Here is a 26,277-nt window from a genome sequence, read left to right on the forward strand (position 1 = left end):
CTCAAGCTCCCAGCCTAAACTGCTGGCTTCACTGTTCACGCTACAAGTCTGCCCTTTGAGCACATTGTGCCGAAATTTGCAAGACTCAAGTTAATAAGTCAGTATCGAACTCAAATTATTAGGTGTAACTTTAATCAAACTATCCAAAATTTTATTTATTGAGTCCAATTAGACCATATAGTATTAAACAGCTTTTTCTCTTCTTCTGAAATAATATTGTTTTTATACCAAGGTAAATGTTTACATGTAAAATCATCAGCTACTCTTACCCCTTCGAGGAAATCTTTATAGATAATTTTTTTGTTGTAAACTGCAAAAGTTGTATCAACTGGGGCTTTATAAATCTTAGGATTATTATATTGACTTAGAGGAAAAGACCAAAATTGTTGCTCCCATTCTCTTACTGTAAATTGATTATTCGATCGTAACTCTTCGTTAAAATTAGGATCATGAGAAATATCTAAAGCAAGGCCTGCTTTATAGACTGAAAGATCAATTGTTATTTTTTTCAGATATTCTAAAAAATTATCTGGCATTTTTTTGTTAAAATATAAATCAGGATCAGTTACAGCAAAAAAATCTGGAAGTAAATTTAATACTTTAGGATCTGTAAAAAAACGAGGTCCATAGTTTTCATTATTCTTCATTAAATTATATTTGGTTGATACTTGTTCGTAAAAATTAAGTAGAGGGGGGTAAGTCGAATTATTATCCCAGATCCATATATCTTCATTTTTTACCTTTTTTTCTTGTAATTGTTCTAACATATTTTTCAAATAACTAATATTGTTAAAAACTATCACTATTACAGGAATGTTTGAACTATTTTTTAGGTTTTTCATATTAGTGAAGCTTTGGTGGTTTTTATATTCAAACATAATTTGTAACACCTCCTTTGATGAAACAGGTATGAGTCTGGGAAACAAAAAAATAGCTTTTCCTGCAAATTGATCACAAGCCTCTGAAGTGTCAGTTATCGCTCCAAAAGATGTTTAGAAATTAGGAACAGGAACTCCGTTTAGAATTTCCAGTTACTTGTTGTTCACTAGAACTCCAGTTACATTAACGGTTGTAATTATATGGGAAATTTTATAATCTTATAAAATACTATGTATGTTATTTATTTGGGGAGTGATTGGACAAAAGATAAATTTTACCATAATTGGGTGCCGTATCATTTCTGAAAAATTGTACGTTAAGCGATGGTATGAGTAAGAAAACAGGATTTAGTTGTCTATAAAGAGAAAAAGTGACGCAAAAGATGTCTTTTGCGTCACTTTGACGTAGATGATAAAATTCCAAATCGTTAAATATATACCGCTTAACAACCGAAAATAGGGTAGTACCAGCGTAGCTGACACCACCCGCAAACACCTGTAAAACATTGGTGATTTGACGTCGAAAGTTCCGAAAATGATGAGTACCGGAACAAATTCTCGCTTCAGATGGTGGTTTCCGCTTGATCCACTAGAGATTGAAGTATTTTCTTTTAATACTTCAAAGTGATTACGCTATCCTGCCCGTTCGTATAGCTGAAGGCCCTCTCACTCTACTCCTGATTAGTGTTAAGGCCCAAATATTTCGCCCTATTTGTGATACGGCTCCCCGCGATTTATCCGCATCGCACGATAAATCTGCTCCACCAGCACCAGCCGCATCAGCTGGTGAGGCAGCGTCATGCGGCCAAAAGACAGCCGCATATCCGCACGGCGCAGCAGCTCGCTCGACAGCCCCAGCGAGCCCCCAATAACGAAGGCCACCTGGCTCCGCCCATAGGTGGCCAATTTATCGAGCGAGCCCGCTAGCTGCTCGCTCGTCCACATCTCACCGTCGATGGCCAGCGCCACGACGTACACATCCGCACCGAGCTTGGCCAGCAGCCGCTCGCCCTCTTTTATCCGCACCTGCTGCTCCTCAGCAGGGCTCATGTTCTCAGGTGCCTTCTCATCCGGCACCTCAATCATCTGCATCTTGGCATACGGGCCAAGACGCTTCACATACTCCGCGATCCCGTCCACGAGATAGCGCTCTTTTAATTTACCTACGGTCAGTATCTGTATATGCATAACGTGCCCCTTTTCATCTAACCATCATTCTCCTCATCATACCATTCGTCCCATAAGCACACCAATTCCTTAATCAGTACCACCTTAGCTCCCCTATGTTGTATTTTGTACAACAAGATATTCATGTTTACTAGTTTCTCAGCAATGATGTTGCACTTTGTACAACATAACTGCCTCAAAACCTGCAAAATCCCCGATCTCCCCAGAAAAATGTTGCACAATTTACAACATAGCTCCGAAATACTCAGCTAAACCTCATTATTGTTGTACATTTTACAACTTCACAGAACCAGCCAGCCTTCAAAAAAGCAAAAAAAAGAGGCCCACAGGCCTCCCCTCAAACAATTAGAAAACGTGATAATGACTGGCAATGCTCGCAGTGCTCAGGCGGTGCCCAGTGGGCGAAGTGGGTTTTCTGCAAATCCACAACGTCTGGTGCCTCCTCATACTCATCAACAAATTCATCTATGGCTATTTCCACATGATCTTTACAAACGACATGCATGTTAGTACCTCTCATCCGCAACGGTTCTGTAGATTTCTTTTCTTGCACTTAATCTGATCTTTTCTTTTAATTACTTATCCGTCGCCTCAACCAACGTCAGCACCGTCGTCAGCTTCTTGCCGCCGCGATAGTACACCACGTTGATTTTATCGCCGATCTTCTTCTCATTGTAAAGGTATTTTCTCAACCCAATCGTGCTTTCAATCTTGCGATCATCCAACTGCACGATGACATCCTGCGCCTTCAGTCCCGCTTCCTTCGCAGGGCCTGAGACGTCGAAGACGATAACTCCAGTTTTGACATCTGCAGGCAGCTTTAATACATCCGTACCTTTAAAAGCTTGCAGCTCCTGTGTCGACACACCAATCAACGGTCGTTTCACCTTATGGTCCTTGATGAGACTATCAATTATGGGTTTCGCACTATTAATTGGAATCGCAAAGCCCAAGCCTTCTACACCCGTGTCCGAAATCTTCATCGAATTGATGCCGATCACTTTGCCCTCGATATTAACCAGCGGTCCCCCGCTGTTACCTTGGTTAATCGCGGCATCCGTTTGGATGACGTCCATCTCCCAGTCATAGTCGGTGCCTTCACGTGAAAGCGATACAGGTATCGTCCGCTTTGGCGAAGAAACGATGCCTTGCGTCACCGTGGGTGAGAAGCCCAGACCTAGCGGATTGCCCACGGCAATCGCCATTTCACCCGCTCTTAGCGTGTCGGAGTCTCCGAACTCGGCAAGTACTTTAATGTCTTTGCCATCGGCCTCCAGCACGGCCAAATCGGTAATACGATCCCGACCAACCAGCGTAGCTTTGCGATGCTCGCCTTCGAAGTTCACGATTTCGAATTGATTCCCGTTCTCCACGACATGACTATTCGTTACAATGCGAACTTTATCACCGTTCCGCGCGAACATTACGCCTGATCCGATGCCAATGCCCGTTTCTTGCCCCGCGTCGTCCTTCTTCGAGGAGATGACACTGACAACGGCTGGTTTTATTTTGTCCGTCGCGGCAACAACCGAGTCATTGCCATTCATTGGATGTACATCCGCCTTGGCTACCACAGGAATCGCAAGTGTCCCTGACGAGTCACTTCCTCCAATAGCTTGAACAATCCCTACCACGATGAGCATGCCTAAAGCCCCGATGACCCCTGCGATGAGGGCAACATACCGTTTTCGACTAGCAATGCTCGTCAAACTTGTGAAATTCCCTGTCCCTTTGGGACGCCAGACCGGCTCGCGCCTTCTGGACCTTTTGGTCGAATAAAAATCATCATCAAACAAACTCATTTCGGGTCCCTCCTCGCTGACGGGGTTTGAAGCTCACTCGCCTTGCTTTATTTCAATCCATGAATGCGTGATAAGTTCAAGCTATCCAGCGATTGTTTTTTGCAAATAATAGGAATGTTTCGCTCGCTTCTTGCCTACAATAATAGTAAACCAAATCTCTTACCGAATTACTAGAGTGTTAGGAAACTTTACTAGACCTTATTTAAAAGGAGAATGCCACTATGAACCGTATTCCTTCCCATTTCGAAGAAATTAATATGATCGGTAAGCTCGCTGACCTCAAGGAAAGCCACTATCACCAGTCCCTCGTCCTCTCATCTCTCATTCAGGTTTTGATTGATAAAGGTCTCATCACCGCACAAGAAATCCAGCTCAAGTCACAGGAACTCGACGCTGCACTTACTCCGAATCCAATACATCCCATTTCGTAGAACGGTCAAAATACGTATCCATCAGCCGCAGCTGTTTTGCCTCGGGCGCTCGCTCTTGTACTATATTATTCACGGTCAGCCTGGCCAAATCCATTAAGTTATGATCACGGCTAAGGTGCGCCATATAGACAGATTTCGTCTTATTCGTCATGATATCACAGAGCGCTTCACCTGCGGCTTCGTTGGATAAATGCCCCTTATCTCCAAGAATGCGTCGCTTAATGCTCCACGGGTAATGTCCCACGCGCAGCATGTCCACATCATGATTCGTCTCCAATACCAAGGCATCAGAATCCGAGATCTTTTCCTTCACCTTTTCGCTCATATATCCGAGATCTGTTACAACACTTAACTTCTGTTCCCCTTGATAAAAAACGTAACCCACCGGCTCCGCCGCATCATGCGAAATCCCGAAGGATTCCACTTTTAGCGTTCCAAACTCCTCTACGCCACCCGTGTCCATCACACGCTTATTGCCTTCGGCGATGACGCCGATTTGGCGATCCAGCTCTACCCATGTCTTCTCATTCGCATAAATGGGTACATCATATTTCCGGGCGAACGCACCCAGCCCTTTGATATGATCGGAATGCTCGTGTGTGACGAGAATGCCATCAATACTGCTCGCCGCGAGCTCCCGCTCTTTCATTAACAGCTCCATCTTCTTCGCACTGAAGCCTACGTCGATCAGCAACTTAACCTCACCGTTATCTACGACTGTTGCATTCCCCGTAGAACCACTTGATAACACCGTAAATCGAATTCCCATCTTCCCTGCTCCTCTATCCTACCTGTGTGCCATTGGTTATTCGTTGCTATTTCTTAGGCGTGCTTTTATCGCCTGGAGCTGGAGAAGCCGATACTCCTCCGCCTCCATCGGGTGCAAACGGGACAGGCTCAGACCCTTTTTGAAGGGACTCCACCGCACCATTGAACGCTTGCACATAATACACATATCCGTTATCGATCGTAATCCGCCACTGCGGAAACATCGGCTGTGTTTGCGAATTATAAGGTTGTCCGTGATACCCCAAGCGAACCTCGGTAATAATCGAGCCATCGCTCAAATAATTGTCCACTAAGCTACGAACCGCTAATTGGGCCGAAATCAACTTCTGCTCCGTCTGTTCTACCTCTGATTCTACTTCAACGAAAGCTTGACGGTAACTGGTAATTTCTCCATTTTTCTCATTCAGCTCAACTGTCACATCAAAGAGTGGAATCTTCCCGTACAATTGGGAGAACACATAGATACCATTTCGGCTCATGACTGAATCCAGCTGATACATCGCGAAGTTTGGAATCTCCGACAGCGACTGAACTTCTTTACTAGCCCCTTTACCGAGCAGCGTGCTCATGTAAATCGGCGTTTTGAGCGTTTTCTCCTCGCCCAGCTTGATGCTATCATCATATTTCACTGTGATGACCTTCAGCTTAGGCGGATCTGTCGGCAGCTCGTCCGTAAGGCGAATATTTTTATTGCGGAGCGCACGATTCAAATCCTCCACCGTACTGGATGGATCCAAGGAAATTTCCGTCTGATTGGAACGATTGGTGGACCACAGCTGGAAGCCGAGAATCATATTCAACAGTAAAAAAGAAGCAATCAAAATCGTCTTGGCCTTACTCCAATTCATAATCTCACCAACCTTTCCATGAAGTCCTGCTTATTCAATAAAATCATACGTACCATCGCGCAATTCCAGCGCCCACGCACTGGTTAAAGTTAACGTCTTATCTGAGATAACGGGACGATACGCTGGGAATATAGAAACGATACTGGATCGACGTTGATAGTACTGTAATCGTTGCTCTACCGCCTCACCCGACATCAACTCGTTCTCGCGGCGTTGCCCCGTCTTCAGATCAGGAATTACCATCGATCGCTCGAATCCGGAGATGACACCCTTTTGAACTTGCATTTTCATCGTACCAAAGCCCTCGGGCTGTGCGGTTACAATTGGCAGCGACTCATAGTACTCTCGGAATGTGAACGTCTGGTTGTCCATAAGCTGCCTTTGTGGCGTATTAGCAACCATGTATTTCCCGTCCCAACCAATATGCTGATTAATAAATTTGATGCCAGCTAGCAGATCATCCAACACCTCAGTTTTGCTTGCCGCAGGCGCAACAGGATCCGAATACGTGACCCATCGTTGATCCCGGTTGAGTTGGAAACCGCGCTTGCTGTCGGTGTAGATCTCCGATCCATCACGCTCTTTCAGATAGCGAGTAATGCCGGGGTCCACGAACAAGCTTTGCTTCAGCTGGTCCGCCGTAAGTTGAGTATAGGTGAACGTATAGCTAGGCAAATGCAACGGTTTCAATGGCAGATAGTAATCACCACTGTTCGTTGTCTTGTATAAGTTGGTTGGCTCCCCATAAGCCACGAAATTCTCAACGTCCTTACTCGTGAAATCCGCCCCAATGACTTCATAGCCAACACCAGGCGAATCCGTGAAAAAGAACGCACGAACATCATCATTCGTCCCTTTGGAGTAAATCCAAATTTTCGTGATCTTGTCGTTCTCGACGGGAATTTCCCCTTCAATTCGAAACAGCTGTTGCATAATCGTGAACGGAATACCATCCCGGAATCGAATTTCGACACCAAGCTGCTTCGTCCGAACTTCTTCCCAGTTCACATTGACGAGATACATCGACGTCTTGCGAAATCCTTTGAAGCTGCGTTGCTTAATATTATCCAGCAATCTAGTGTAGTAATAATTGTTCGGGTATAACACAGAATGCTGCTGATTTCCCAAGTGAATAATGAGCTGATCAGGAAAAAGCATATCCGAAAGCTCCGATTGCTTACCCAGCGTCTCGGTCTGTACATAATTGCTTTGTTGAATTGGTTCAATCTTCGGAGGGCTATAGGAAGCAAGGATAAAGCTCTGATATAAGCTTGTACCAATCAACAGAACTAGCAAGATCGATTTCAGGCTCTCAATCATACTTCCCCCTCCTCTTCCTGCCCAATTGGCAATGTAAATAGGACGCGTGTTCCTTGACCCAGTTCGGACTCTAACGCAATCGTTCCTCCGTGCGCTTTCACTATTTCCCGGGCAATGGACAGACCGAGGCCTGTTCCTCCCATGTTGCGAGAGCGCGCTTTATCTACGCGATAGAAGCGATCGAAAATGCGTGAAAGATCCTTCTTCGGAATTCCCATTCCGTTATCTTGCACGGAAATCTCCAGCATCTCTTTGTCAATCTTGCGCGCCTCCAACCGAATTGTACCTTCATCACCGGTATATTTAATCGCATTGGAGACCAAATTATCAAGAACCTGATCGATCTTGTCACGATCAAGTAGCAAGCTCGTCACGCCATGTTCCACGTGTAACATAATTTGAATTTTCCGTTGCTGCAGCTGAAAAGAAAACCGATCCGCGACCTCTTCCAGCATCTCGCTGACGAGCGTCGAGGACTTGCTCATCATGGACTGCTTCGAATCCAGTCGCGATAGATGCAGCAAATCCGTCACCAAGCGGATCATCCGCTCGGTTTCACTTCGCGTCACGCTGATGAAGCGCGAGGCGAGCTGCGGCTCTTCGATCGCACCGTCATCGAGCGCTTCGAGATAGCTCTTGATCGTCGTCAGCGGCGTGCGCAGCTCATGAGAGACGTTCGCCACGAACTCTCGTCTGGCTTGCTCCAGCTTCTCTTGATCTGTTACGTCCTGCAGCACCGCAATGATCCCGTGCTGGCCCTCACCCCGACGGTGAATCGGTGTGAACGTAATACGAACGGACAACTGCTCGTCCTCATCGTCAGGCAGTTGAATGTCCAGCAGCGTCGTATTCACTTGTCCTGTCACTAAACCACGTATCGTATCTATCGGAATTCCGATAACCTCGGAAATCTCCAAACCTAACGTCGTTTCCTCTTCCACTTGCAGGATCTGCTTCGCTCGGCGATTCAGAACGATGACCTGACCTCTGTCGTCCGTTGCAATGACCCCATCATTCATATTCGTCAGAATCGAAGCGAGCTTCTCCTTCTCTTCTTCATTGAGGGAGAGTGCCTCTTTCAGCCGATTCATCATAAAATTAAAGGTCTGCCCTAGTTGCCCGATCTCGTCGGTCCCTTGTATGACAACTTGTTGATCGAAATTCCCCTCGGCGACCGCCGTTGCTTGTTTCGTAATCTCTTTAATCGGATTCGTAATGGTACTCGTTAAAAGAACTCCCAGCAGTGCGGTCAGTCCTAAGGCAATCAATGTTCCCGAAATGAGAATGCGGTTAATCGAGCGGATTGTCTTATAGACATCCTCCATGGAGGCGATAATGTAAACCGCCCCTAAGACACGTGCCCCGCTTCCAACCGGCTTCGCAATAATAACCTTCCGATACCCATCTTCATCCGTGAAAATTCGTTGATTATCCTTAATTCCTTGCAAGGCCCGAATAACTTCCGGCTGTGTATTCTTCTGCTTCAAATGGCTCGGAACCGATGTGCTGATCACATTCCCATTTGCATCAATAATTTGAATTTCTGCATTATTAATGGAGAAAAGATTGCTAACGAATTCATTTAAGTCTGCATACGTTTTCTTACCCTCGGTTGCATTCTTGCTCTCCTGATCCCCCGTCAAATACGATTCAACGAAGCCAGCAAGCAGCGTAACCTGACTATTGCGGGATGCTAGGAAATCATTTTTAAAATATGTCTCTACCGTCTTATAGAAATACACGCCAATCAACTGCATCGCAATAAGGATCAGCAGGACATAAATAATAATTAGCTTCGCTTGAATCGATTGAAAGAAGCGGATGCCCTTCATCTTTAGAAGCCTCCGGCTTTAGGACTGCGCATCAAATAACCGAGGCCCCTGCGCGTCATGATATATTCCGGACGGCTTGGATCCGTCTCCAGCTTCTCGCGTAGGCGTCGAATCGTCACATCGACGGTCCGTACGTCGCCGAAATATTCAAAGCCCCACACCGCTTGCAGCAGGTGCTCACGGGTCATCACTTTGCCTGAGTTTTTGGCCAAATATTGAATCAACTCGAACTCCCGATGCGTCAGATCAAGGGGTGTCCCATCTTTGTAGACCATGTACATGTCGTTATCGATAAAGAGCGCATGAATGCGCATCCCGTTCCGCTGTGCTTCCGGCTCGTTCGGCGCCGATTGCACCTTCGTCTGTCTGCGCAGATGCGCCTTCACACGGGCCAGCAGCTCTCTGGTGCCGAATGGCTTCGTCACATAGTCGTCTGCACCCATCTCTAAGCCCAGTACCTTGTCAATCTCAGTATCCTTCGCTGTCAGCATAATAATCGGTGTATTGAGCTTTGAGCGCACCTCACGGCATACATCCATGCCATCCTTGACAGGCAGCATGAGATCAAGCAAAATCAGATCCGGCTGCTCCGAGAACGCAAGCTCTACAGCGCTTCCACCATCGTACGCACAGATGACCTGATAACCCTCTTTCTCCAGGTTGAACTTCAAAATATCTGCAATTGGTTGTTCGTCATCCACCACGAGAATCTTCCCAAACATGCGACCACCGCCTACTATAAAGTAACTGACACTGCTACGCCAACATTAGAACGCAGCTGCCAGAGTTAGATCCATTTTCGAGCCAGTTATTTCCTTCAAGCACTTCTTTATTTTAACATAGATTTAACTAAAAAGAGACAAGGCCCCCGAGTTGTCCGGAATGACCTTGCCCCATCTTTTTTAACGATTCAAATATTTTAAAGGATTTTCCAAGCCACCGCTGTTGTGCACTTCAAAATGCAAATGTACGCCTGTGGAATCGCCTGTGCTCCCCATAATTCCGATCTTATCGCCCTTCTCGACGATGGTGCCTGACTTCGCAATGATTTGACTTAGATGTCCATACAGCGTTTCATAGCCATTTAAATGATTAATAATAATATAATTGCCGTAATCTGATTTGTAGCCCGTTTCGACAACTTTGCCATTGTCTGCAGCCATAATATTCCTGTTACCTGTGATGTCGATGCCTTTATGTAGCTTGCCCCAACGATAACCGAATGTACTTGAGATACTAGGCGAAATTACGGGCCATGCGAACTTCCCGGTCCCTTCACCTCTAATGACTTTAGTTCCTTTTTTCACTTTTGCGGTGACCGGTTGATCGATGATTTCTTCATTCACAACTTGCTCTTCGGTCAGTAAGCCATCAACCTTCGTCACTTGAATCGTTACTTTCTTAAGCCCGTTCTTTCCTGCTGAAATCGGTTGAACTACGCCTACTCGCATCGAGTCGTCTTTCACATACTCGGTATCGTATTGAATCTCTTGATTCTTCACGATCTTCTCCGTCGTTTTCACAGAAAGTGTTGGCTTCAGCACCGTAACGTCCAATTGATTACCAATTTTCAGCTTATCATCTTGAATGCCTGGATTATTATCATAAATAAATTGCTTCGTAATCCCTAATTTCTTCGCAATACAGGATACACAATCGCCTTCGACAACCGTGTATTTGGCTGGTGCCACATCACCAGTTTGCAAGGTCTTCACAACATCCTCAGGCTTCGCTAATTCTGTCGGATCGATGGGAACTTCCTCTTTATCGACTTTTTGAACGAATTCGACCTTCTCGAGTTCGGAAGGCGCTGTTGCAATATCCTCACCTAGACCGGTAGATAAGGCCGCAACTTTTTCACTGTTTTTCCCTTTGGGTGTAAACGGCTCGCTAACTTGAGTAAGAATCTGATCGGCTGCTGCCTGATCCTTCACAATCGCTATGGTCTTGCCATCCACCTTCAGCGCAACACCTACTGGCTGCGGTACGAGAAGCTCATCCAACGTGGAAATAACAGCAGCATCGTCCGTTTGCTTGTTGTAAGCCCTTTCAGGCGTGTAGGTGATTCCATCTGTTTTGAGCACCACATGAACGTTTGGAAAATTCTTCTGTACATCTAACGGTTTGTTCATCTTATATTCATCAATTAGCTTATTATCGCTTACGATACCTATTTCTTGATTGTTAAGCATCACATGATACACATTGTCCATGCCCGCTTCTACATATTGATGTCCGGTGAACGTAATCGCTACCGTAAGTGCTATGGCACTTACGCCTAGTGCAAGAGTCCATTTATGTCGTTTAATTACCGTTAGTGTCGTGGATGTCGTAACTTCGTCTAGTTGAACCTCATCTTGCTGCTTGTCTGATAATGATTCATTTCCGGTCAAGCTTTCTCGCTTAGACGTGAATCTCTTCATGAGATCCATGACAAAACGCATTCCCCTGAAACCTGTCATGATCTTCTCCCTTTGAACGGTTTTGCATCCTTGGAATTACCTCCATAGATACATAAATAAACCTTGATTAGACATAATATCCATTATGTTTTCTTTCATTTGTTAAATTTAACACACTTTCTGTGCCTATTTCAACAAAATACTCGATCACCATGTGATAGATTCGTGTCTACCGCCAAAAGAAGTCGCCAAAATACCTATTTTTTGTTCGAAATCCCAACTGTTTCACTCAAAATTACAAGAATTGACGAAACGTCGCCGTGAAACTTAGAAGGGAAGCTAGATGCATGTTCCATGTGTCAGCAACTTCCCCTGAACCTAGTACTTATTTAAAATATCCGTTAACTGTGACAGCTCTTTGTCGCTCAAATATTTCTTGAGTGTTGTGTTTACTTCCTCTAGCTCTTGTGTTGTTATCCCATTTTCCAGGATCGCGGAGAGCGTCTGCACTTCAGTCTGAGGCAGCTTAGCGACAACAAGTGAAAATATTTTCATTTTATCATCACTGGAGAGCGCTTCTTTCTTCTTCGCAAAATCCTCCGTGGACATGACAAGCTCCTTCTTCTCGCTCTCCTCCGTTCGAGCGCTTCCCATCACGGCTATTGCGTCGTCTTGGCTGCCTGTCGAATTGCTTATACCATTTGACGAACTAATACCGCCTACAGGGTGTTGATCATTCGGATTTGGACTTGAACTCGGGCTTGGAAAGGCCCCTGACGGGTTGGGACTAGGAGTTGGCGACGGCGTCGTTGCGGGGTTTTCCCCTAATGCAGTCTTCTTCCCCCCGTCTTTCCCCTTAACTATATTCAGCTCTTCCGCCAATCTTGACGCAAATTCACCAAATTGAATCTTTTTACCCATCGCGGGTAGCTGATATTGTCGAAATATATCCTCCACGTACATGTTCACCACATACCATGTTGTAAACATCGTAATTGATGTAATAAGGACGGTGCTTATGACGATTTTACTTAACCAAGTTAACAGTTTCATTCGCTTTGGTTCACTCCTAACATGACTGGCGCATAGATATGCTTCTCCTCACCAGTATGGACGAAAACCTTGCCATTATATCCCTATTATCAAAAAGAAAAATCCCCTAAGCTGGGAAACAGCCTAGAGGATTATTTATATTATCTATGATTTATGCGTAGATAGGACGAACCAAATTCGTTTGTTCACGGTTACGGCCTACGGAGAAGATCGCGATTGGGATACCAGTCAACTGGGAAACACGTTCAACATAGTGTCTCGCATTCTCAGGCAGATCGCTTAGCGTACGAGCTTCGGAAACGTCTTCTGTCCAACCTGGAAGCTCTTCATACACCGCTTCGCACTCGGAGATAGCTTTCAAGCTCGCTGGGTAGTGCTCAATCAACTCACCGCGGTACATGTAGCCTGTGCAAATTTTGACCGTTTCTAGACCTGTCAGAACGTCGATGGAGTTCAAGGACAAGCCAGTGATGCCGCTAACGCGTCTTGCGTGACGCACTACAACACTATCGAACCAGCCGACACGACGAGGACGACCCGTTACGGTACCGTACTCGAAGCCTTTTTCACGAATCCAAGCGCCGATTTCATTGTCCAATTCCGTTGGGAAAGGACCGTCGCCGACACGTGTTGTATAAGCTTTAGCCACACCGATGATGTTGTGAATCTTCGTCGGGCCTACGCCCGAACCGATACACACACCGCCAGCCGTCGGGTTCGAAGAAGTTACATACGGGTATGTGCCTTGATCGATATCCAACATAACTCCTTGTGCGCCTTCGAACAATACTCTGCGGCCTTGATCGATATATTCATTCAAGATTACGGACGTATCCTTCACGTATGGACGAATCACTTCAGCGTAAGCTAGATACTCTTTAAGGATTGGCTCCACATCAAGACCTGTCGAACCATAGACTTGCTCGATCAGTACGTTTTTCTCAGCAACGATACGACGAAGCTTCAATTCGAACTCTTCCGCATCCATCAAATCTGCGATACGAATACCGTTACGTGCTGCTTTATCCATATAACAAGGGCCGATTCCTTTGCGGGTCGTACCGATTTTGCTATCACCTTTACGATCCTCTTCCAGACCGTCAAGCACCAAATGATACGGCATAATGACATGCGCGCGATCACTGATATTCAGGTTCGTTGTTGTAAAACCATTATCATGAATGTAATTAATTTCTTCAATGAGTGCAGCCGGATTAATAACCATCCCATTCCCGATCACACAAGCTTTATCTCTGTAAAAAATACCGGAAGGAATCATCGTTAGCTTGTACTTTTTCCCGCTAATAATGATTGTATGGCCTGCATTGTTACCACCTTGATAACGTGCAACAACCTCAGCAGATTCCGCTAAGAAATCCGTGATTTTACCTTTCCCTTCATCTCCCCATTGCGTACCGACAACAACAACCGTTGACATATGCACTTACCTCCGTACGGTGACTAGTCACCCATAATGAGCCGTTATGGCTGTAAGACCACAGAGGAAAGTTGGACTTCATTAAAGCGCTAAAGCGTTCAGCGTCCATTGCACTTTCCCTCTGGCGATTCTGGTGATGCAACTACCTCTATTCACTGCTACACGCGGCAACAGATAAGAGAGCTAACTCTCACTTACTCACCGCAAAGGAATATCTGGTCTCTTTCGGCAGTGATCTGCAGGAAGGAAACCCACCCTTCGGCATGAAAAAACGACCTTATCTCGAGTTACCTGCCCCAAGCCGGCTTGTCGATCAAGGTTTTTTCACCGTCTTTAGTTTAGCAGTCCCCCATGCCAAAGTCAATGAAAAACGAACGATTATAAGGGCATTAGTATAATTGTTCGGAAATTACGCAAACTTTTTCATTGCTGCCGCTAAAAGTATAAAAACCTCTGGCTTTGCCTATTCCTCATTGATTCTCTACTCCATAAGATGCCTCTTGAGGGCATTTTTTATGTCATTTTGATGGAAAACAAAATTCACGTCCTACTTAAGAATATACAATGAAGTCGATTTATGTGATTCATGTGATTCATGTGATTCATGTGATTACTGCGATTTAGCGGATTTTAGAGTTGTAAGAGTGTTTTTCGACGTTTCAGTCGAGATTTCGCGTGTCTCAGCTCTGTAGCGATGATTTTCACCTGATTTGCGTCGTCTCACCTTCTACTCCTCAACATAACAAAAAGCAGCCGTCAATACTGCCCGGCTGCTGCTTCTTGATGACTGCGATCCATATTCACAAATTTATTGAATTGTTTCAGGAATGCCAGCTCGACGGTTCCTACGGGACCATTCCGCTGTTTGGCAATAATAATCTCGATAATGTTCTTCTTTTCGGACTCCTTATCGTAGTAATCGTCCCGGTATAGGAACGCTACGATGTCGGCATCTTGCTCAATGGAACCGGATTCCCGAAGGTCAGACATCATCGGACGCTTGTCCTGCCGCTGCTCAACGCCACGGCTCAGCTGCGAGAGCGCGATGACCGGTACATTCAGCTCACGGGCAATTTGCTTCAGCGTACGGGAGATCTCAGATACCTCCTGCTGACGGTTGTCGCCGCCTTTACCACCACGGCCAGCAATCAGCTGCAAGTAGTCGATGAGAATCATGCCTAGTCCTTTTTCCTGCTGCAAACGACGGCACTTCGCCCGGATATCCGCGACCGTAATCGTCGGGGTATCGTCGATATAGATATTCGCCTCTGACAAGGCCCCGATCGCCATCGTCAGCTTCTCCCAGTCGTCGCCTTCGAGATAACCCGTCCGCATGCGGTTCGCATCGACGTTGGCCTCGGCGCAGATCATACGTTGTACGAGTTGCGCGGCACCCATCTCGAGCGAAAAGATCGCAACGGTCTCTTTGGCCCGGACGCCGACATTCTGCGCCACGTTCAGAGCGAACGCGGTTTTACCAACAGAAGGTCGGGCGGCCAGAATGACTAAGTCCGAACGCTGGAAGCCAGACGTCATCTTGTCGAGGTCAATGAATCCTGACGGGATTCCCGTTGACCCGCCCTTGTTCGAGTAGAGGTTTTCAACCTTCTCGAACACTTCCATCAGCACGTCTCGGATCACGACGAAGCCGCTGGAGCTCCTACGCTGCGAGATCTCGAGGATCTTCGCTTCCGCCTCACTGAGCATCGCCCCGACATCATCCTCATTGGCATAGCCATTGGTGACGATTTGGGTCGCTGTCCGGATCAAACGGCGAAGCATCGACTTCTCCTCGACAATCGCCGCGTAGTAGTCGATATTAGCGGCAGTTGGCACTGCGTTCGCCAGCTCCGATAAATACGTCACACCGCCGATTTCCTCAAGCTGCTGCTTGTTTTGTAGAAGTGCTGTCAAAGTAATGAGATCGACAGGCTCCTGATCTTCCGCAAGCTCAACGATCGCTTCGAAAATGCGTTGGTGCGTGCCACGATAAAAGTCATCACTCGTGATCCGCTCCATCGCGGTAATCAATGCATCACCGTTAATCAGGATTGCACCAAGGACGGCTTGCTCAGCTTCTATATTTTGAGGCGGAACACGATCCACAAACATATTATCTCCGTTGCTCATGCTACTGTGCCCGCCTTTCATTTTCACTGTTTAATAGTTTACTAGTTTTATGTCTACAAGAGAGAAGAGCCCCAGACTGGGACTCTCGTTCTCGGCAACCTACTATTCGAATCTTCATGCCCATTGCCTCTGAAGATTATTTCTCTTCCGTTACTTGAACGTTCAAGCTAGCTGTTACTTCCGCATGGAGCTTAACTGGAACCTTCGTTACACCGAGTGTGCGAATCGGCTCTTCCAGCACGATTTTACGCTTATCGATCACGATTTTATATTGCTTCTCAAGCACTTCTGCGATTTGTTTACTAGGAATGGCTCCGAACAAACGGCCACCTTCGCCAGACTTTGCTTTAATTTGAACCGTCATTTCACCAAGCTTCTCGCCTAGTGCCTGCGCATCCGCCTTCTCTTGATCCTTGCGGCGTTGCTCGGCTTTCTTCTGATTATCCAACACTTTGACAGTGCCTTGTGTAGCTGGAGCAGCAAGTCCTTGTGCGATAAGGAAATTTTGCGCATATCCCTCGGATACTTCTTTCACTTCGCCCTTCTTACCTTGGCCTTTTACGTCTTTCAGTAAAATTACTTTCATTCGAAAAGTCCCTCCTCTTCCTGTATATCGGCTAGTACTTGTTTTAATCGATTCGTTGCTTCCTCTAATGTACCGTCCGTCTGTGTGGCTGCATTGGTTAGATGTCCGCCGCCGCCGAGACGTTCCATGACCACTTGAACGTTTATTTGACCCAGCGATCTCGCGCTAATTCCAATTAATCCGTCCGGTCGTTCGGCAATTACGAAGGAAGCCATAATATTCGTCATATTTAACAATGTATCAGCAACTTGAGCAATCATCAACTGAGAATATTTACGTTGTGGCTCAGCAACTGCCAAAGCGATATGCTCATAGATCGTTTCTGTGTGTTTAATAATCTCGGAACGCTCAATATAAGAATCAAGATCTTCCTTCAGCAGCTTCTGAATGAGCGCAGAATCTGCCCCATTCCGTCGCAAGTACGACGCTGCTTCGAAGGTTCTTGCTCCCGTCCGAAGGCTGAAGCTCTTCGTGTCAACAACAATCCCCGCTAGCAGCATTGTGGCCTCTAGAACTTCCATCGACAGCTTCTCGTTGATATACTGCAGCAGCTCGGTCACCAGCTCACATGTAGAGGACGCGTACGGCTCCATATAGACGAGTGTAGCATCGTGAATGAACTCCTCACTCCTACGGTGATGATCAACCACTACGACCCTGTGTGTCAGCTGTAGCAGCTTAGGCTCGGCTACCATGGAAGCCTTGTGCGTATCAACGACTACCGCAAGGGAGCGCTGCGTCGTAATCTGCATCCCTTGTTCCGGTGTAATGAACCAACGGTGCAATCGCTCATCGGCCGAAATCGTCTCCATCACCTTTTGAATGGAAGGGTTCACACCCTCCAGCACGATGTAGCCTTCTTTGCCGACAACCTGCACCGCTTTGAGCACACCAATCGCCGCTCCGATGGAGTCCATATCCGGAAAACGATGCCCCATGATGATGACCTTATCACTGTCCTTCATCAAATCGCGCAGTGCATGCGAGATCACTCGGGCTCTAACCCGTGTGCGTTTCTCAACCGCATTCGTTCTTCCACCGTAGAAGGACAGGCGCTGTCCGACCTTCACCGTCACCTGATCACCGCCGCGGCCAAGTGACATATCCAGCCCCATTTGTGCCATTTGACCAAGCTCAGTCAATTGTTCAGCCCCTGATGCGATCCCAATACTCAGCGTTAATGGCAGCTTGTTTTCGATCGTTAGATCACGAACGTCGTCCAGCAGCTCAAACCGTGTTTGTTCAAGCTGCCGTAATGACTTTTGATCCATCAGGATCAGGAAGCGATCCGACGATGTCCGGCGTAAATACAGCTGATTCTTCTGAGCCCACTCGGTTATCTCACCAGTGACCTTGGCCAGCATAATACTGCGTGCCTGATCATCCAATCCTTGCGTCGCCTCTTCCAAATTATCCATCATCACGATACCAATCGCCGTTTTGCTATCTTCGTATTTCTTCGCGAGCAACGCTTGCTCCGTAATTTCACGTAGATAGAGGAGTCTCTCCTCCGGTTTGGTCCAGACCTGATAAATAAATTGGCCAACCTTTAATTCCAATTTATCGCTTTTGTCTTTCTTATTTTTGAGATCAGGGAAATAATCAAAGAGCGACTCACCAATCACCGAGTCTTGCCCTAGCATTTTCGCTACAAAAGGATTGTGCCACTCAATGCGTTTCTCTTCATTATATAAAATAATGCCGATGGGGAGCCCGCTCATGACTTCATTGCCGGCTTTCTTCACCCGATGGGTAATCGTTCCGACGTACGTATTCAATTCTCGACGAAAAGCTGTCTCTGCTTGCAGCGTGTAATACGCCATCACTCCGCAAAGTAATAAAGCTGTTAGGCCCAACCACCATTTGAACATATATAGAGTAGCTGTCAAGGCGATGAGCAGAACGAACATCCACACAATATGTTGACCGTGCCACCGCTTCAAAAGGAACTTCGGCATTCGAACTAGCTCCTAATCCTATAAATTTTTCTTGAACCGTTCACGGATTGGAAACGCAACATCAAATACCCCTAATAAGCTATAAACAATAAATAGTGGCGGCATGAAGACCAGGATGATGATCGCCACGATTGGCAGGATTGGTTTCCACTTATTCGCATGGGCCACAAAGAACAGGAAGCCAATCGCTTGAACTGCAAATACAAGCATCAACAGCGGCATCGCATTCATCAGCAACGTGGAAATGAGCGAGCTTGAATCAGGCTTCGTGAATAAATCTAAGACGAATGCCACTAAATAAATCCAGACGAGTGATCTTGGCAGCATCCACTCTCTCATCGGTCGCAAACCTGGGATTCCTTCGCCTGACTTGTTCAGAAACCAGCGCGTTACGCCATGCGTCACGAAGGTTAAGAACAAAGCCAAGAAAATCAAATACAAGGGGATGACTTGCACAATGAAGCCAACATACCAGTCTTGGTCCTTCGGTAAAATCTCCTGAATGCTTTGCGGCATAGTTGCGATACTATCTATCATGAATAGTTTGAACTTCGCAACCGGATCAAGACCCAATGCAAAACCAAGAAGCAGGCTTAACAACGACTCAGCCAGGATCGTAACGATACCCGCGGTTAGGACAGATCTTGCCGCCGCTTTGCGTTTATACAAATTACCCATCACTAACACAGGTGGTAATATAAACAACGCAATTGTAATCAAATATAGACCTAACCACTGTGTAAGTATGTAAACAACGAGCAGACTGAGCACATAGCTAACGACGAAACGCTTCGTACTTGTTTTGACATATAACATAAGCACTGGAACCAACAGAAAACTACAAGTGAAAATAATAAATGGCGTCATCAACGACAGCAACGAAAGGATCATTACCGCGCTCCAGATGACACTTTGCCAACTTCGATTCCCCAACAGGGCTCACCTCTTACGTAAATGTTCTTCGAGCGATGAAATGTCGCCGTACCAGTCCTCAAGTTGATGGCCCTCTTGGCGGTGCTTCTTCATTTTCTCAACAATAGCTTCGTCCAAACTGCGATAAGAAATCCCCAGTCTTCGGCCTAAAATATAGCCGCTCGAAATCAAACTGGCCAATCCATCGATCATCTTAGCATGACTACCTTCCCACATGCCTTTGAGCAGATGAGCTACATGATCTACGACTTCTGTTTTGAGCCACTCAATGACTTTGGCCCGTCTGGCTAGGTCAACATCTTTTTCCCTATTCAGCAACCGTCATCTCTCCTCATCTCACCAGAACGATAATGTTAATTATACCACAAAAAGGCACTAGAAAAGAAAGCCTCTGCATCGGTATTCGATCACCAACCTTTGATGACATCAAGATAACTAGAAATTCAGCACTTCACATGACGTTATTGAGAAATTGATGCTACTTGTCTGCTTCCGTGCATACAAAAAAGACAGCCGTTTTGACCAGCTGCCTTTTTGATAAAACCTATTCCGTTGTGTAAGGAAGCAACGCGATTGTACGGGAGCGTTTGATCGCAATCGTCAAAGCACGTTGGTACTTAGCGGAAGTACCAGTTACACGTCTAGGAAGAATCTTCCCGCGCTCACTGATGAACTTTTTAAGAGTCTCGATATCTTTATAATCAATATGCTTGATTTTGTTTACAGTGAAGTAACAAACCTTACGGCGTTTGCCTTTACCGCCTTTGCCACGAGGAGCAAATTTGCGATCAGCACGGTCATCACCATTGTTGTCTCTTTTTTGGAAAGCCATTGTGTCTCTTCAGTCCTTTCTACGTTTAAAATGGCAAATCATCATCGGAAATATCGATCGGTTTTCCGTCATCTATGAAAGGATCCTGTTGCTCGCGCGATCCACCGCCACGATTGCTGCTTCCGCCGCCGCTATAGCCGCCTGCGTTTGCATTAGAGGATCCGCCCTCTTCGCGATTCCCGCCGCCGCTTGATTCAAGGAAACGTACATTGTCGGCAATAATTTCGGTCACGTAAACACGTTTTCCTTCATTGTTGTCGTAATTCCGTACTTGAATGCGTCCTTCAACTGCTGTTAAACGACCTTTACGCAAGTAGTTCGCGCATGTTTCGGCAAGCTGCCTCCACGTGACGATGTTGATAAAGTCCGCTTCACGTTCTTTCGAGCCACCGCTCGTGAAAGGACGATCTACAGCAAGTGTGAATTGGGTAACTGCTACCCCAGCTGGTGTATAACGAAGCTCTGGATCTCTGGTCAATCGACCGATAAGAATGACACGGTTCAACATGGAATAACCCTCCTGACGAAAATACTGGCATTGATTAAGCTACGTCGTTTACGATTAAGTGACGAATTACTTCGTCCGAAATCTTAAGTACGCGATCAAGTTCAGTTACAACAGCAGGTTCTGCGTTGAAGTGTACTAGCACATAGTGCCCGTCACGGAACTTCTTGATCTCATACGCAAGACGGCGTTTACCCATCAGGTCATGTTTGGAGATTTCTCCCCCACCGTTCGTGATGATGCCTTGAAATTTTTCTACCGTAGATTGAACAACTTCTTGCTCAACGTCAGTACGAATGATGTACATCAATTCATATTTGCGCATGTATTTCACCTCCTTTTGGACTAAGCGGCTCCTATTCAAACTTGCTAGGCAAGCGAAGGAGCAAGGAGCGAGGATTCTTATTCAAAACTCGCACCTGAATACTATAGCAAATCACGCGGCAAATTACAAGTTTTTATCACACGATTCGCGCAGGTGGAAGCTGGAAGTCCGAAGTGTACATGCTTCCACCCTCTTGGGGCAATCATAACTATGATTGTTATTCTGATAAAGAGGTGATTCAATCGTGGGTGAATGGACACATTTTAATGAAGGCGATCATGTTCCTAACGATGGCGAATATATGGAAATTGGCGAGAATGCCTTCCATATGGGGATTAACAATCCCAAGACGGTTACACTGAGAAAAGGCGATACCTTTCCGGCAACGAGCAATCATAATCGCAAATGGCATAAAAAAGGCGGCAAACGGATGTAGCTTCTTCTATTACAATGAAAGAACACCCCTCAAGATTCAGGAGGGGTGTTCTTTCATTTTATCCTCTACTGCTGAAACACACGCTTCTCTTGTATCTTCCCATCTGGGAAATATACAAATTCAGCAACGTACCCTGCTTGATTGGTGATAGCAAATTGATAGGTGCGTTTCCCATTTTCCTCTTTTACCAGTTTGCCTTTGGACCCCGTTTGCTTAACCAAATCATCGTAAGTGCTCGTTAGTGTTATTTTCTCGACTTGTTCTTTTGTTATCTGTGAAGTTGGCTCCGCGGCTCCACCACCAGCAGTAGCCTTAGGCGTAGGCGTTGCTGTCACAGCTCCTCCTGCATTCGTCCCACTAGGCGTCGCAGAAGCCCCTGCTGTGGGCTGAACAGTCACGCCTGGTGTTGGACTAGCAGTCGTCGTATCATTCTTCTTAGCGCAGCCTGAAGCCACCACAGCAAACACCACAAGGGCTATCATCCATATCTTCATATTCATATTCATTTACCTCCTTGATCATCTTCTGTTCCAAATCCTAACGGTTAGTTTGCCTGCATTTAGGAACTTTATCCCTTTTCCTATCGTTTTTGAATATACAAAAAAGCCGCCTATATCCAAAATGGATACAAACGGCCTTCATCTAATGTGTTCTAGTACGGAAAGAGTGGGAGTCGAACCCACGCACGCCTCGCGACGCCTAACTGATTTCGAGTCAGCCCCCTTGGACCACTTGGGTACCTTTCCAAGAAAATGAGAACAGGACTTATTGTATCAAAAAAGTCTGTCTCTCGCAAGTGTTTTACTATTTTTTATGGAAACTTAGCTCATCTCTTCGTCTGTCATGACATCTGGCACAGCATTGCTGCGCAATATTTTCTTGAGCTTGCTTTCGAACTTCGTTCTTGGCACCAGGACGCTGTGCTTGCAGCCTACGCACTTGATCCGAATATCCATCCCCATTCGAATTATTTCCATTTCATTCGTACCACATGGATGGGGCTTTTTCATCTGCACTACGTCGCCAAGTTGGTATTCCTTCTTCTCCATCTTAGTTCCCCTCCACCTTTTCCTGTTTAACGTAGGTCACGACCTTCGGATATGGGATTTCAATACCATTCGCATCCAGATGCTTTTTTATTTCAGCATTTAGGATTCGTCCCACTTCCCCTTGTGTGTTAGGCTTGCACTCCGCAATGACCCGTATTTTCAGCTCCGAATTTCCGATCATTTGTACACCTAGAACCTCAGGTACTTTGACGATATTTTCTGTACGCTCGTGTACCTCACCAACAATCTCACGCAGTAAATCCATCGCACGATCAATATCAGCGTCATAGGCTACGGATACATCTACTACAGCAATCGAGTTATACGTCGAGAAGTTCGTCACTTGCTTGATGTTCCCATTAGGAATGATGTGAACCTCACCTGTCCAACTTTTGATCCGTGTCACGCGAATACCGATCTCCTCAACAGTACCTTTGAACTGATCGATTTGAATGACATCGCCAACCCCGAATTGATCCTCAAAAATGATAAAGAACCCTGTAATGACATCCTTTACCAAACTCTGTGCTCCGAAACCTATGGCTAACCCGAGAACACCTGCGCCAGCAAGTAAGGGACCTAAATTCAATCCCACCTGCCCAAGGATCAACATGATAGCTACTAGATTTACTGTATAGGCGATTAGATTATGTATGAGAATAGAGATCGTATTAGATCTTCGTCTATCAATGTTAAGCGGTGACTTCTCTCTCGCAATCACCATGTGAGCAATCGTCTTATCGGCAATTTTAATAATAACTCTAGCAATGAAATAAATAAGAGCTATTTTGATAACAATCCAGAATACCGATGCGATGATTTCAGGTTTACTGATATGTTCCCGAATCCAATGCATCAAATCTTCGAAGTAACGTGTATCAAAAGACACTAGTAAGCCTCCTTACTTTTCTACTATGGTACCATATCCATCTTCTTTTTTAAAATATATACCCCTAATCTCGACGTTCTCGCTCTCTATAATCTCTTGAACTTGAACAAGATCCGCTCCAGGAAATTCAATAGAAAGCGCGCATCCAGCTGTAATCTCTTTCGGTGTGGGCCTGATGTCTATCTCAATATCTGCGTACTCTAGCAGCATCTCAGCTCTTAGGGCTTGTTGTGTAGAATCGAAAGCTAGCAACATGATAGAAAATTCCAGAGAAAGCTCTCCTCTCTACGTATAAATGTGCCTCTCTCTCCATATACTAGTAAAAAAGATTTACTACCTTGGAGGGATATCATGAAATTCCATTTTGGATTCGACGGCGATAAAACCCCACCGCAAGAGCCTTTAAAAATTCAACATACCGATTCTAATACACCTTATCTTCTCGCAAAGCATTTGCAATCGATTTTCAGTAAACTACCAACCTATCAACCTATCGTTGTCATCTGCGTAGGAACGGATAGATCCACGGGGGACTCCCTCGGACCTTTAGTTGGCTCGCATTTGAACCGTACCACATCACTTCGCAATCTTCATTTGTTCGGTACCTTGGATGAGCCCGTCCATGCTATGAATTTAGCCGAAACCGTGGATAGAATTCACAAGCAATTCCAGAACCCTTTTATCGTTGCCGTTGATGCTTGTTTGGGGCAAGTTGCTAGTGTCGGTTGCATCCAGGTAGCTCACGGACCTCTCAAGCCAGGTGCTGGAGTTAATAAAGACCTGCCTCCGGTTGGTGATATTCATGTGACAGGCATCGTCAACGTTGGCGGCTTTATGGAATACTTCGTATTGCAAAATACGCGGCTTAGCCTCGTTATGAATATGGCTACTGTTATTGGCGATGCCCTCTATGCTGCCATCAGGCGGACCCAATCCTTTGCACCGAGCGCTACGACTGCTTTAAAGTTTGAGTAATCGTTTCTTTCTCTTCCGGACTTAATGTGTAGCTCGATTGTCCTTTTGCTATCGGCTTAGCATATACATACATCTGCTCTCGACTATGTATCCCCGTGACGATAACACCATCTTGCTCTTCGCTTAACAAGGCGATGGAGAAACTTAGATCACTACCACCTTCATTAAAAGCATTATAACGACGAATGCCTATCTTCGATGTCATCTTCATCATGGACTGATGAATACTAGAAATATTAGCCGAAGCCTTTGTGGATTCGGCCTTTTGCTCGTTCAGGGCATTCTGCATATCGATCAGTACCTGTTCCATGTTTTCAGCACTAGAACCATTGATAATCCGCATATATCGTTTCCGTAAAGATGACAACCGAATTGAAATGATAATGATCGTAATAAATAATACCACTATGCATGCAAAGCAAACTAACATCACATATTCTGCATTCAAGCCAAACAGTTCCCCCATGCCCAATCCCTCTTTCTACTTTGCGTATTGCGTTTGAATCTCTCTCACGGCATCAATTAATGCTTTTATTTCTTCATCTGTTGTAAAATACCCAATGCTCGCCCGAACGGCTCCCTTTGCCAAAGTCCCTGCGATTTCATGCGCAAGCGGTGTACAATGATAGCCCGATCTCACGGCGATGTGAAAGGACTGATCGAGAATGAAAGCAACTTCCGATGAATCCACATCCTGAATGTTAAAGGAAACGATTCCTGTTTTATTTTGTCCAAGCTTTGGCCCGAGAATCGTCACTCCTTCAATTCCCAGTAGCCCTTCCATTAATTGTTGCGTATGTGCCCACTCTTTCTCGTGAATCTTGGCCACCGTCTCGGTAAGCACAAACTTCACACCTTCATTCAAGCCAGCGATCCCAACCGTGTTCTGTGTCCCGGCTTCATAGCGATCAGGACGCACCGTTGGCTGGTGGATCGCTTCAGATTGACTCCCCGTTCCTCCATGCAGCAACGGTTCCAAATCCAAGTCCGGATGGATGTAAAGACCACCCGTCCCTTGAGGCCCCAGGAGCCCCTTGTGGCCAGGGAAGGCAAGCATGTCGATATTCATATCTCCGACATGTATAGGCAGTACACCGGCGCTCTGAGCCGCGTCTACAAGCAGCTTCGCACCGTGACTTCTGCAGATCTCCCCAATTTCACCGATGGGCATGATGGTGCCAAGTAAATTCGAACTGTGGTTCACAACGACGAGTGTTGTATTGGAGCGAAGTGCTTCTTTCAAATCGGTTAACTGCATATTTCCTAGCTCATCGTGTGGCAAATATGTAAGCTCGATCCCGGCTGATGCTTTCAAATATTCAAGCGGCCTTCTCACCGAATTGTGCTCAACGTTCGTACAAATTACGTGATCGCCAGGTTTAACAAACCCTTTGATCGCTTGATTTAATGCATGAGTCGTATTTAAAGCGAATGAAATATCGTTTGGATTTCTAACTCCGAATAACTTCGCCAAATTTTTTCTTGTTTCGAATAGTGCACGGCTTGCCTTCACAGCCATCTGATGGCTGCCTCTACCGGGATTCGCTGCATACTCTTGCATGCATTGCATCATCGCATCCATCACGGCTGGAGGCTTCGGCCACGAGGATGCCGCTTGGTCGAAATAGATTACGTCCTTCATGTCTTCAGCCCCTTCTGAGAACATCTCTTGTGCAGC

Annotated in this window: 29 protein-coding genes and 1 tRNA gene; 3 read left to right on the forward strand and 27 right to left on the reverse strand. The window is 45.9% G+C overall.

From position 1 onward, the window contains the following. Positions 1 to 155 precede the first annotated feature (155 nt). From AC58QC_RS27700 to AC58QC_RS27715, 4 genes are all read right to left on the reverse strand, one after another. Positions 156 to 878 carry a glycosyltransferase family protein gene (locus tag AC58QC_RS27700; protein WP_497418274.1) on the reverse strand — a complete coding sequence of 241 codons (723 nt, stop codon included), beginning with the start codon at positions 876 to 878 and terminating at the stop codon, positions 156 to 158. 708 nt (positions 879 to 1,586) lie between these two features. Next, complete coding sequence (gene rlmH / locus AC58QC_RS27705; RefSeq protein WP_497418275.1) at positions 1,587 to 2,066, reverse strand: 23S rRNA (pseudouridine(1915)-N(3))-methyltransferase RlmH; 480 nt, start codon at positions 2,064 to 2,066, stop codon at positions 1,587 to 1,589. Positions 2,067 to 2,403: 337 nt separating this feature from the next. After that, positions 2,404 to 2,571 carry a CxxH/CxxC protein gene (locus AC58QC_RS27710; RefSeq protein ID WP_063795715.1) on the reverse strand — a complete coding sequence of 56 codons (168 nt, stop codon included), beginning with the start codon at positions 2,569 to 2,571 and terminating at the stop codon, positions 2,404 to 2,406. 70 nt (positions 2,572 to 2,641) lie between these two features. Then, positions 2,642 to 3,868 carry a S1C family serine protease gene (locus AC58QC_RS27715; protein ID WP_497418276.1) on the reverse strand — a complete coding sequence of 409 codons (1,227 nt, stop codon included), beginning with the start codon at positions 3,866 to 3,868 and terminating at the stop codon, positions 2,642 to 2,644. Between the two features lie 221 nt (positions 3,869 to 4,089). On the opposite strand from AC58QC_RS27715, the gene AC58QC_RS27720 reads away from it, so the two are divergent. Continuing rightward, positions 4,090 to 4,299 (forward strand): hypothetical protein, encoded by a 210-nt coding sequence (locus AC58QC_RS27720; RefSeq protein WP_056622608.1) that lies wholly within the window; start codon positions 4,090 to 4,092, stop codon positions 4,297 to 4,299. On the opposite strand, the gene AC58QC_RS27725 is transcribed toward AC58QC_RS27720, so the two are convergent. The 16 genes from AC58QC_RS27725 to rpsF form a co-directional block, all read right to left on the reverse strand. Beyond that, the gene (locus AC58QC_RS27725) at positions 4,268 to 5,068 is read right to left on the reverse strand and encodes an MBL fold metallo-hydrolase (protein ID WP_497418277.1); all 801 of its coding nucleotides are present in this window, start codon (positions 5,066 to 5,068) and stop codon (positions 4,268 to 4,270) included. The two genes, AC58QC_RS27720 and AC58QC_RS27725, sit on opposite strands and share 32 nt — an antisense overlap. A gap of 46 nt (positions 5,069 to 5,114) precedes the next feature. Then, on the reverse strand, positions 5,115 to 5,936 hold the full coding sequence (yycI, locus tag AC58QC_RS27730; RefSeq protein ID WP_497418278.1) for a two-component system regulatory protein YycI: 822 nt from the start codon (positions 5,934 to 5,936) through the stop codon (positions 5,115 to 5,117). Between the two features lie 30 nt (positions 5,937 to 5,966). Further along, positions 5,967 to 7,256 carry a YycH family regulatory protein gene (locus AC58QC_RS27735; RefSeq protein WP_497418279.1) on the reverse strand — a complete coding sequence of 430 codons (1,290 nt, stop codon included), beginning with the start codon at positions 7,254 to 7,256 and terminating at the stop codon, positions 5,967 to 5,969. Continuing rightward, positions 7,253 to 9,088: a cell wall metabolism sensor histidine kinase WalK gene (gene walK, locus AC58QC_RS27740; protein ID WP_497418280.1), complete on the reverse strand. Its 1,836-nt coding sequence runs from the start codon at positions 9,086 to 9,088 to the stop codon at positions 7,253 to 7,255. The genes AC58QC_RS27735 and walK overlap by 4 nt, the downstream gene beginning before the upstream one ends. 2 nt (positions 9,089 to 9,090) lie before the next feature. Continuing rightward, a complete protein-coding gene (gene yycF / locus AC58QC_RS27745) occupies positions 9,091 to 9,810 on the reverse strand; it encodes a response regulator YycF (RefSeq protein WP_497418281.1) in 720 nt (239 codons plus the stop codon). A 180-nt stretch (positions 9,811 to 9,990) separates the two neighbouring features. Beyond that, entirely contained in the window at positions 9,991 to 11,550 is a 1,560-nt protein-coding gene (locus AC58QC_RS27750; RefSeq protein WP_497418282.1) for a peptidoglycan DD-metalloendopeptidase family protein, read from the reverse strand. A 318-nt stretch (positions 11,551 to 11,868) separates the two neighbouring features. Next, positions 11,869 to 12,543, reverse strand: a complete 675-nt coding sequence (locus tag AC58QC_RS27755; RefSeq protein ID WP_497418283.1) for a hypothetical protein — start codon at positions 12,541 to 12,543, stop codon at positions 11,869 to 11,871. A 151-nt stretch (positions 12,544 to 12,694) separates the two neighbouring features. Next, positions 12,695 to 13,981 carry an adenylosuccinate synthase gene (locus AC58QC_RS27760; RefSeq protein ID WP_436239388.1) on the reverse strand — a complete coding sequence of 429 codons (1,287 nt, stop codon included), beginning with the start codon at positions 13,979 to 13,981 and terminating at the stop codon, positions 12,695 to 12,697. A 756-nt stretch (positions 13,982 to 14,737) separates the two neighbouring features. Next, positions 14,738 to 16,111, reverse strand: coding sequence for a replicative DNA helicase (dnaB, locus tag AC58QC_RS27765; protein ID WP_497418284.1), 1,374 nt, complete (start codon positions 16,109 to 16,111; stop codon positions 14,738 to 14,740). Between the two features lie 136 nt (positions 16,112 to 16,247). Further along, positions 16,248 to 16,697 (reverse strand): 50S ribosomal protein L9, encoded by a 450-nt coding sequence (gene rplI, locus AC58QC_RS27770; RefSeq protein WP_065851200.1) that lies wholly within the window; start codon positions 16,695 to 16,697, stop codon positions 16,248 to 16,250. Beyond that, positions 16,694 to 18,655, reverse strand: coding sequence for a DHH family phosphoesterase (locus AC58QC_RS27775; RefSeq protein ID WP_497418285.1), 1,962 nt, complete (start codon positions 18,653 to 18,655; stop codon positions 16,694 to 16,696). Before AC58QC_RS27775 ends, rplI begins: the two co-directional genes overlap by 4 nt. 18 nt (positions 18,656 to 18,673) lie before the next feature. Next, a complete protein-coding gene (locus tag AC58QC_RS27780; protein ID WP_497418286.1) occupies positions 18,674 to 19,588 on the reverse strand; it encodes a DUF2232 domain-containing protein in 915 nt (304 codons plus the stop codon). A 6-nt stretch (positions 19,589 to 19,594) separates the two neighbouring features. Next, positions 19,595 to 19,906 carry a MazG-like family protein gene (locus AC58QC_RS27785; protein ID WP_497244991.1) on the reverse strand — a complete coding sequence of 104 codons (312 nt, stop codon included), beginning with the start codon at positions 19,904 to 19,906 and terminating at the stop codon, positions 19,595 to 19,597. 226 nt (positions 19,907 to 20,132) lie between these two features. Then, positions 20,133 to 20,420: a 30S ribosomal protein S18 gene (gene rpsR, locus AC58QC_RS27790; RefSeq protein ID WP_028557221.1), complete on the reverse strand. Its 288-nt coding sequence runs from the start codon at positions 20,418 to 20,420 to the stop codon at positions 20,133 to 20,135. Positions 20,421 to 20,445: 25 nt separating this feature from the next. Beyond that, positions 20,446 to 20,928: a single-stranded DNA-binding protein gene (gene ssb, locus AC58QC_RS27795; protein WP_056622646.1), complete on the reverse strand. Its 483-nt coding sequence runs from the start codon at positions 20,926 to 20,928 to the stop codon at positions 20,446 to 20,448. Positions 20,929 to 20,962: 34 nt separating this feature from the next. Beyond that, positions 20,963 to 21,250: a 30S ribosomal protein S6 gene (rpsF, locus tag AC58QC_RS27800; protein ID WP_028557223.1), complete on the reverse strand. Its 288-nt coding sequence runs from the start codon at positions 21,248 to 21,250 to the stop codon at positions 20,963 to 20,965. Positions 21,251 to 21,494: 244 nt separating this feature from the next. Between rpsF and AC58QC_RS27805 the strand changes: the two genes are divergently transcribed. Next, entirely contained in the window at positions 21,495 to 21,686 is a 192-nt protein-coding gene (locus AC58QC_RS27805) for a YjzC family protein (protein ID WP_028557224.1), read from the forward strand. Positions 21,687 to 21,751: 65 nt separating this feature from the next. Here the strand turns inward: AC58QC_RS27805 and AC58QC_RS27810 are convergent, their stop codons facing one another. From AC58QC_RS27810 to AC58QC_RS27830, 5 genes are all read right to left on the reverse strand, one after another. Then, positions 21,752 to 22,186, reverse strand: a complete 435-nt coding sequence (locus tag AC58QC_RS27810) for a hypothetical protein (RefSeq protein WP_497418287.1) — start codon at positions 22,184 to 22,186, stop codon at positions 21,752 to 21,754. A 158-nt stretch (positions 22,187 to 22,344) separates the two neighbouring features. Then, a tRNA-Ser gene (locus AC58QC_RS27815) sits at positions 22,345 to 22,432 on the reverse strand. 75 nt (positions 22,433 to 22,507) lie between these two features. Next, entirely contained in the window at positions 22,508 to 22,735 is a 228-nt protein-coding gene (locus tag AC58QC_RS27820) for a DUF951 domain-containing protein (protein WP_497418288.1), read from the reverse strand. Between the two features lies 1 nt (position 22,736). Beyond that, entirely contained in the window at positions 22,737 to 23,624 is an 888-nt protein-coding gene (locus AC58QC_RS27825) for a mechanosensitive ion channel family protein (protein WP_497418289.1), read from the reverse strand. Positions 23,625 to 23,636: 12 nt separating this feature from the next. After that, positions 23,637 to 23,879 carry a putative Se/S carrier protein gene (locus AC58QC_RS27830; protein ID WP_063795718.1) on the reverse strand — a complete coding sequence of 81 codons (243 nt, stop codon included), beginning with the start codon at positions 23,877 to 23,879 and terminating at the stop codon, positions 23,637 to 23,639. A 96-nt stretch (positions 23,880 to 23,975) separates the two neighbouring features. Here AC58QC_RS27830 and yyaC point away from each other — a divergent pair, with 96 nt between their 5' ends. After that, positions 23,976 to 24,599: a spore protease YyaC gene (gene yyaC, locus AC58QC_RS27835; RefSeq protein ID WP_497418290.1), complete on the forward strand. Its 624-nt coding sequence runs from the start codon at positions 23,976 to 23,978 to the stop codon at positions 24,597 to 24,599. Here yyaC and AC58QC_RS27840 read toward each other — a convergent pair. Both AC58QC_RS27840 and AC58QC_RS27845 read right to left on the reverse strand, forming a co-directional pair. Continuing rightward, entirely contained in the window at positions 24,574 to 25,065 is a 492-nt protein-coding gene (locus tag AC58QC_RS27840) for a DUF4446 family protein (RefSeq protein ID WP_497418291.1), read from the reverse strand. The two genes, yyaC and AC58QC_RS27840, sit on opposite strands and share 26 nt — an antisense overlap. 15 nt (positions 25,066 to 25,080) lie before the next feature. Beyond that, positions 25,081 to 26,241 (reverse strand): aminotransferase class V-fold PLP-dependent enzyme, encoded by a 1,161-nt coding sequence (locus tag AC58QC_RS27845; protein WP_497418292.1) that lies wholly within the window; start codon positions 26,239 to 26,241, stop codon positions 25,081 to 25,083. Between the last annotated feature and the right edge of the window lie 36 nt (positions 26,242 to 26,277).

It is taken from the genome of Paenibacillus sp. J22P51, assembly GCF_059692215.1.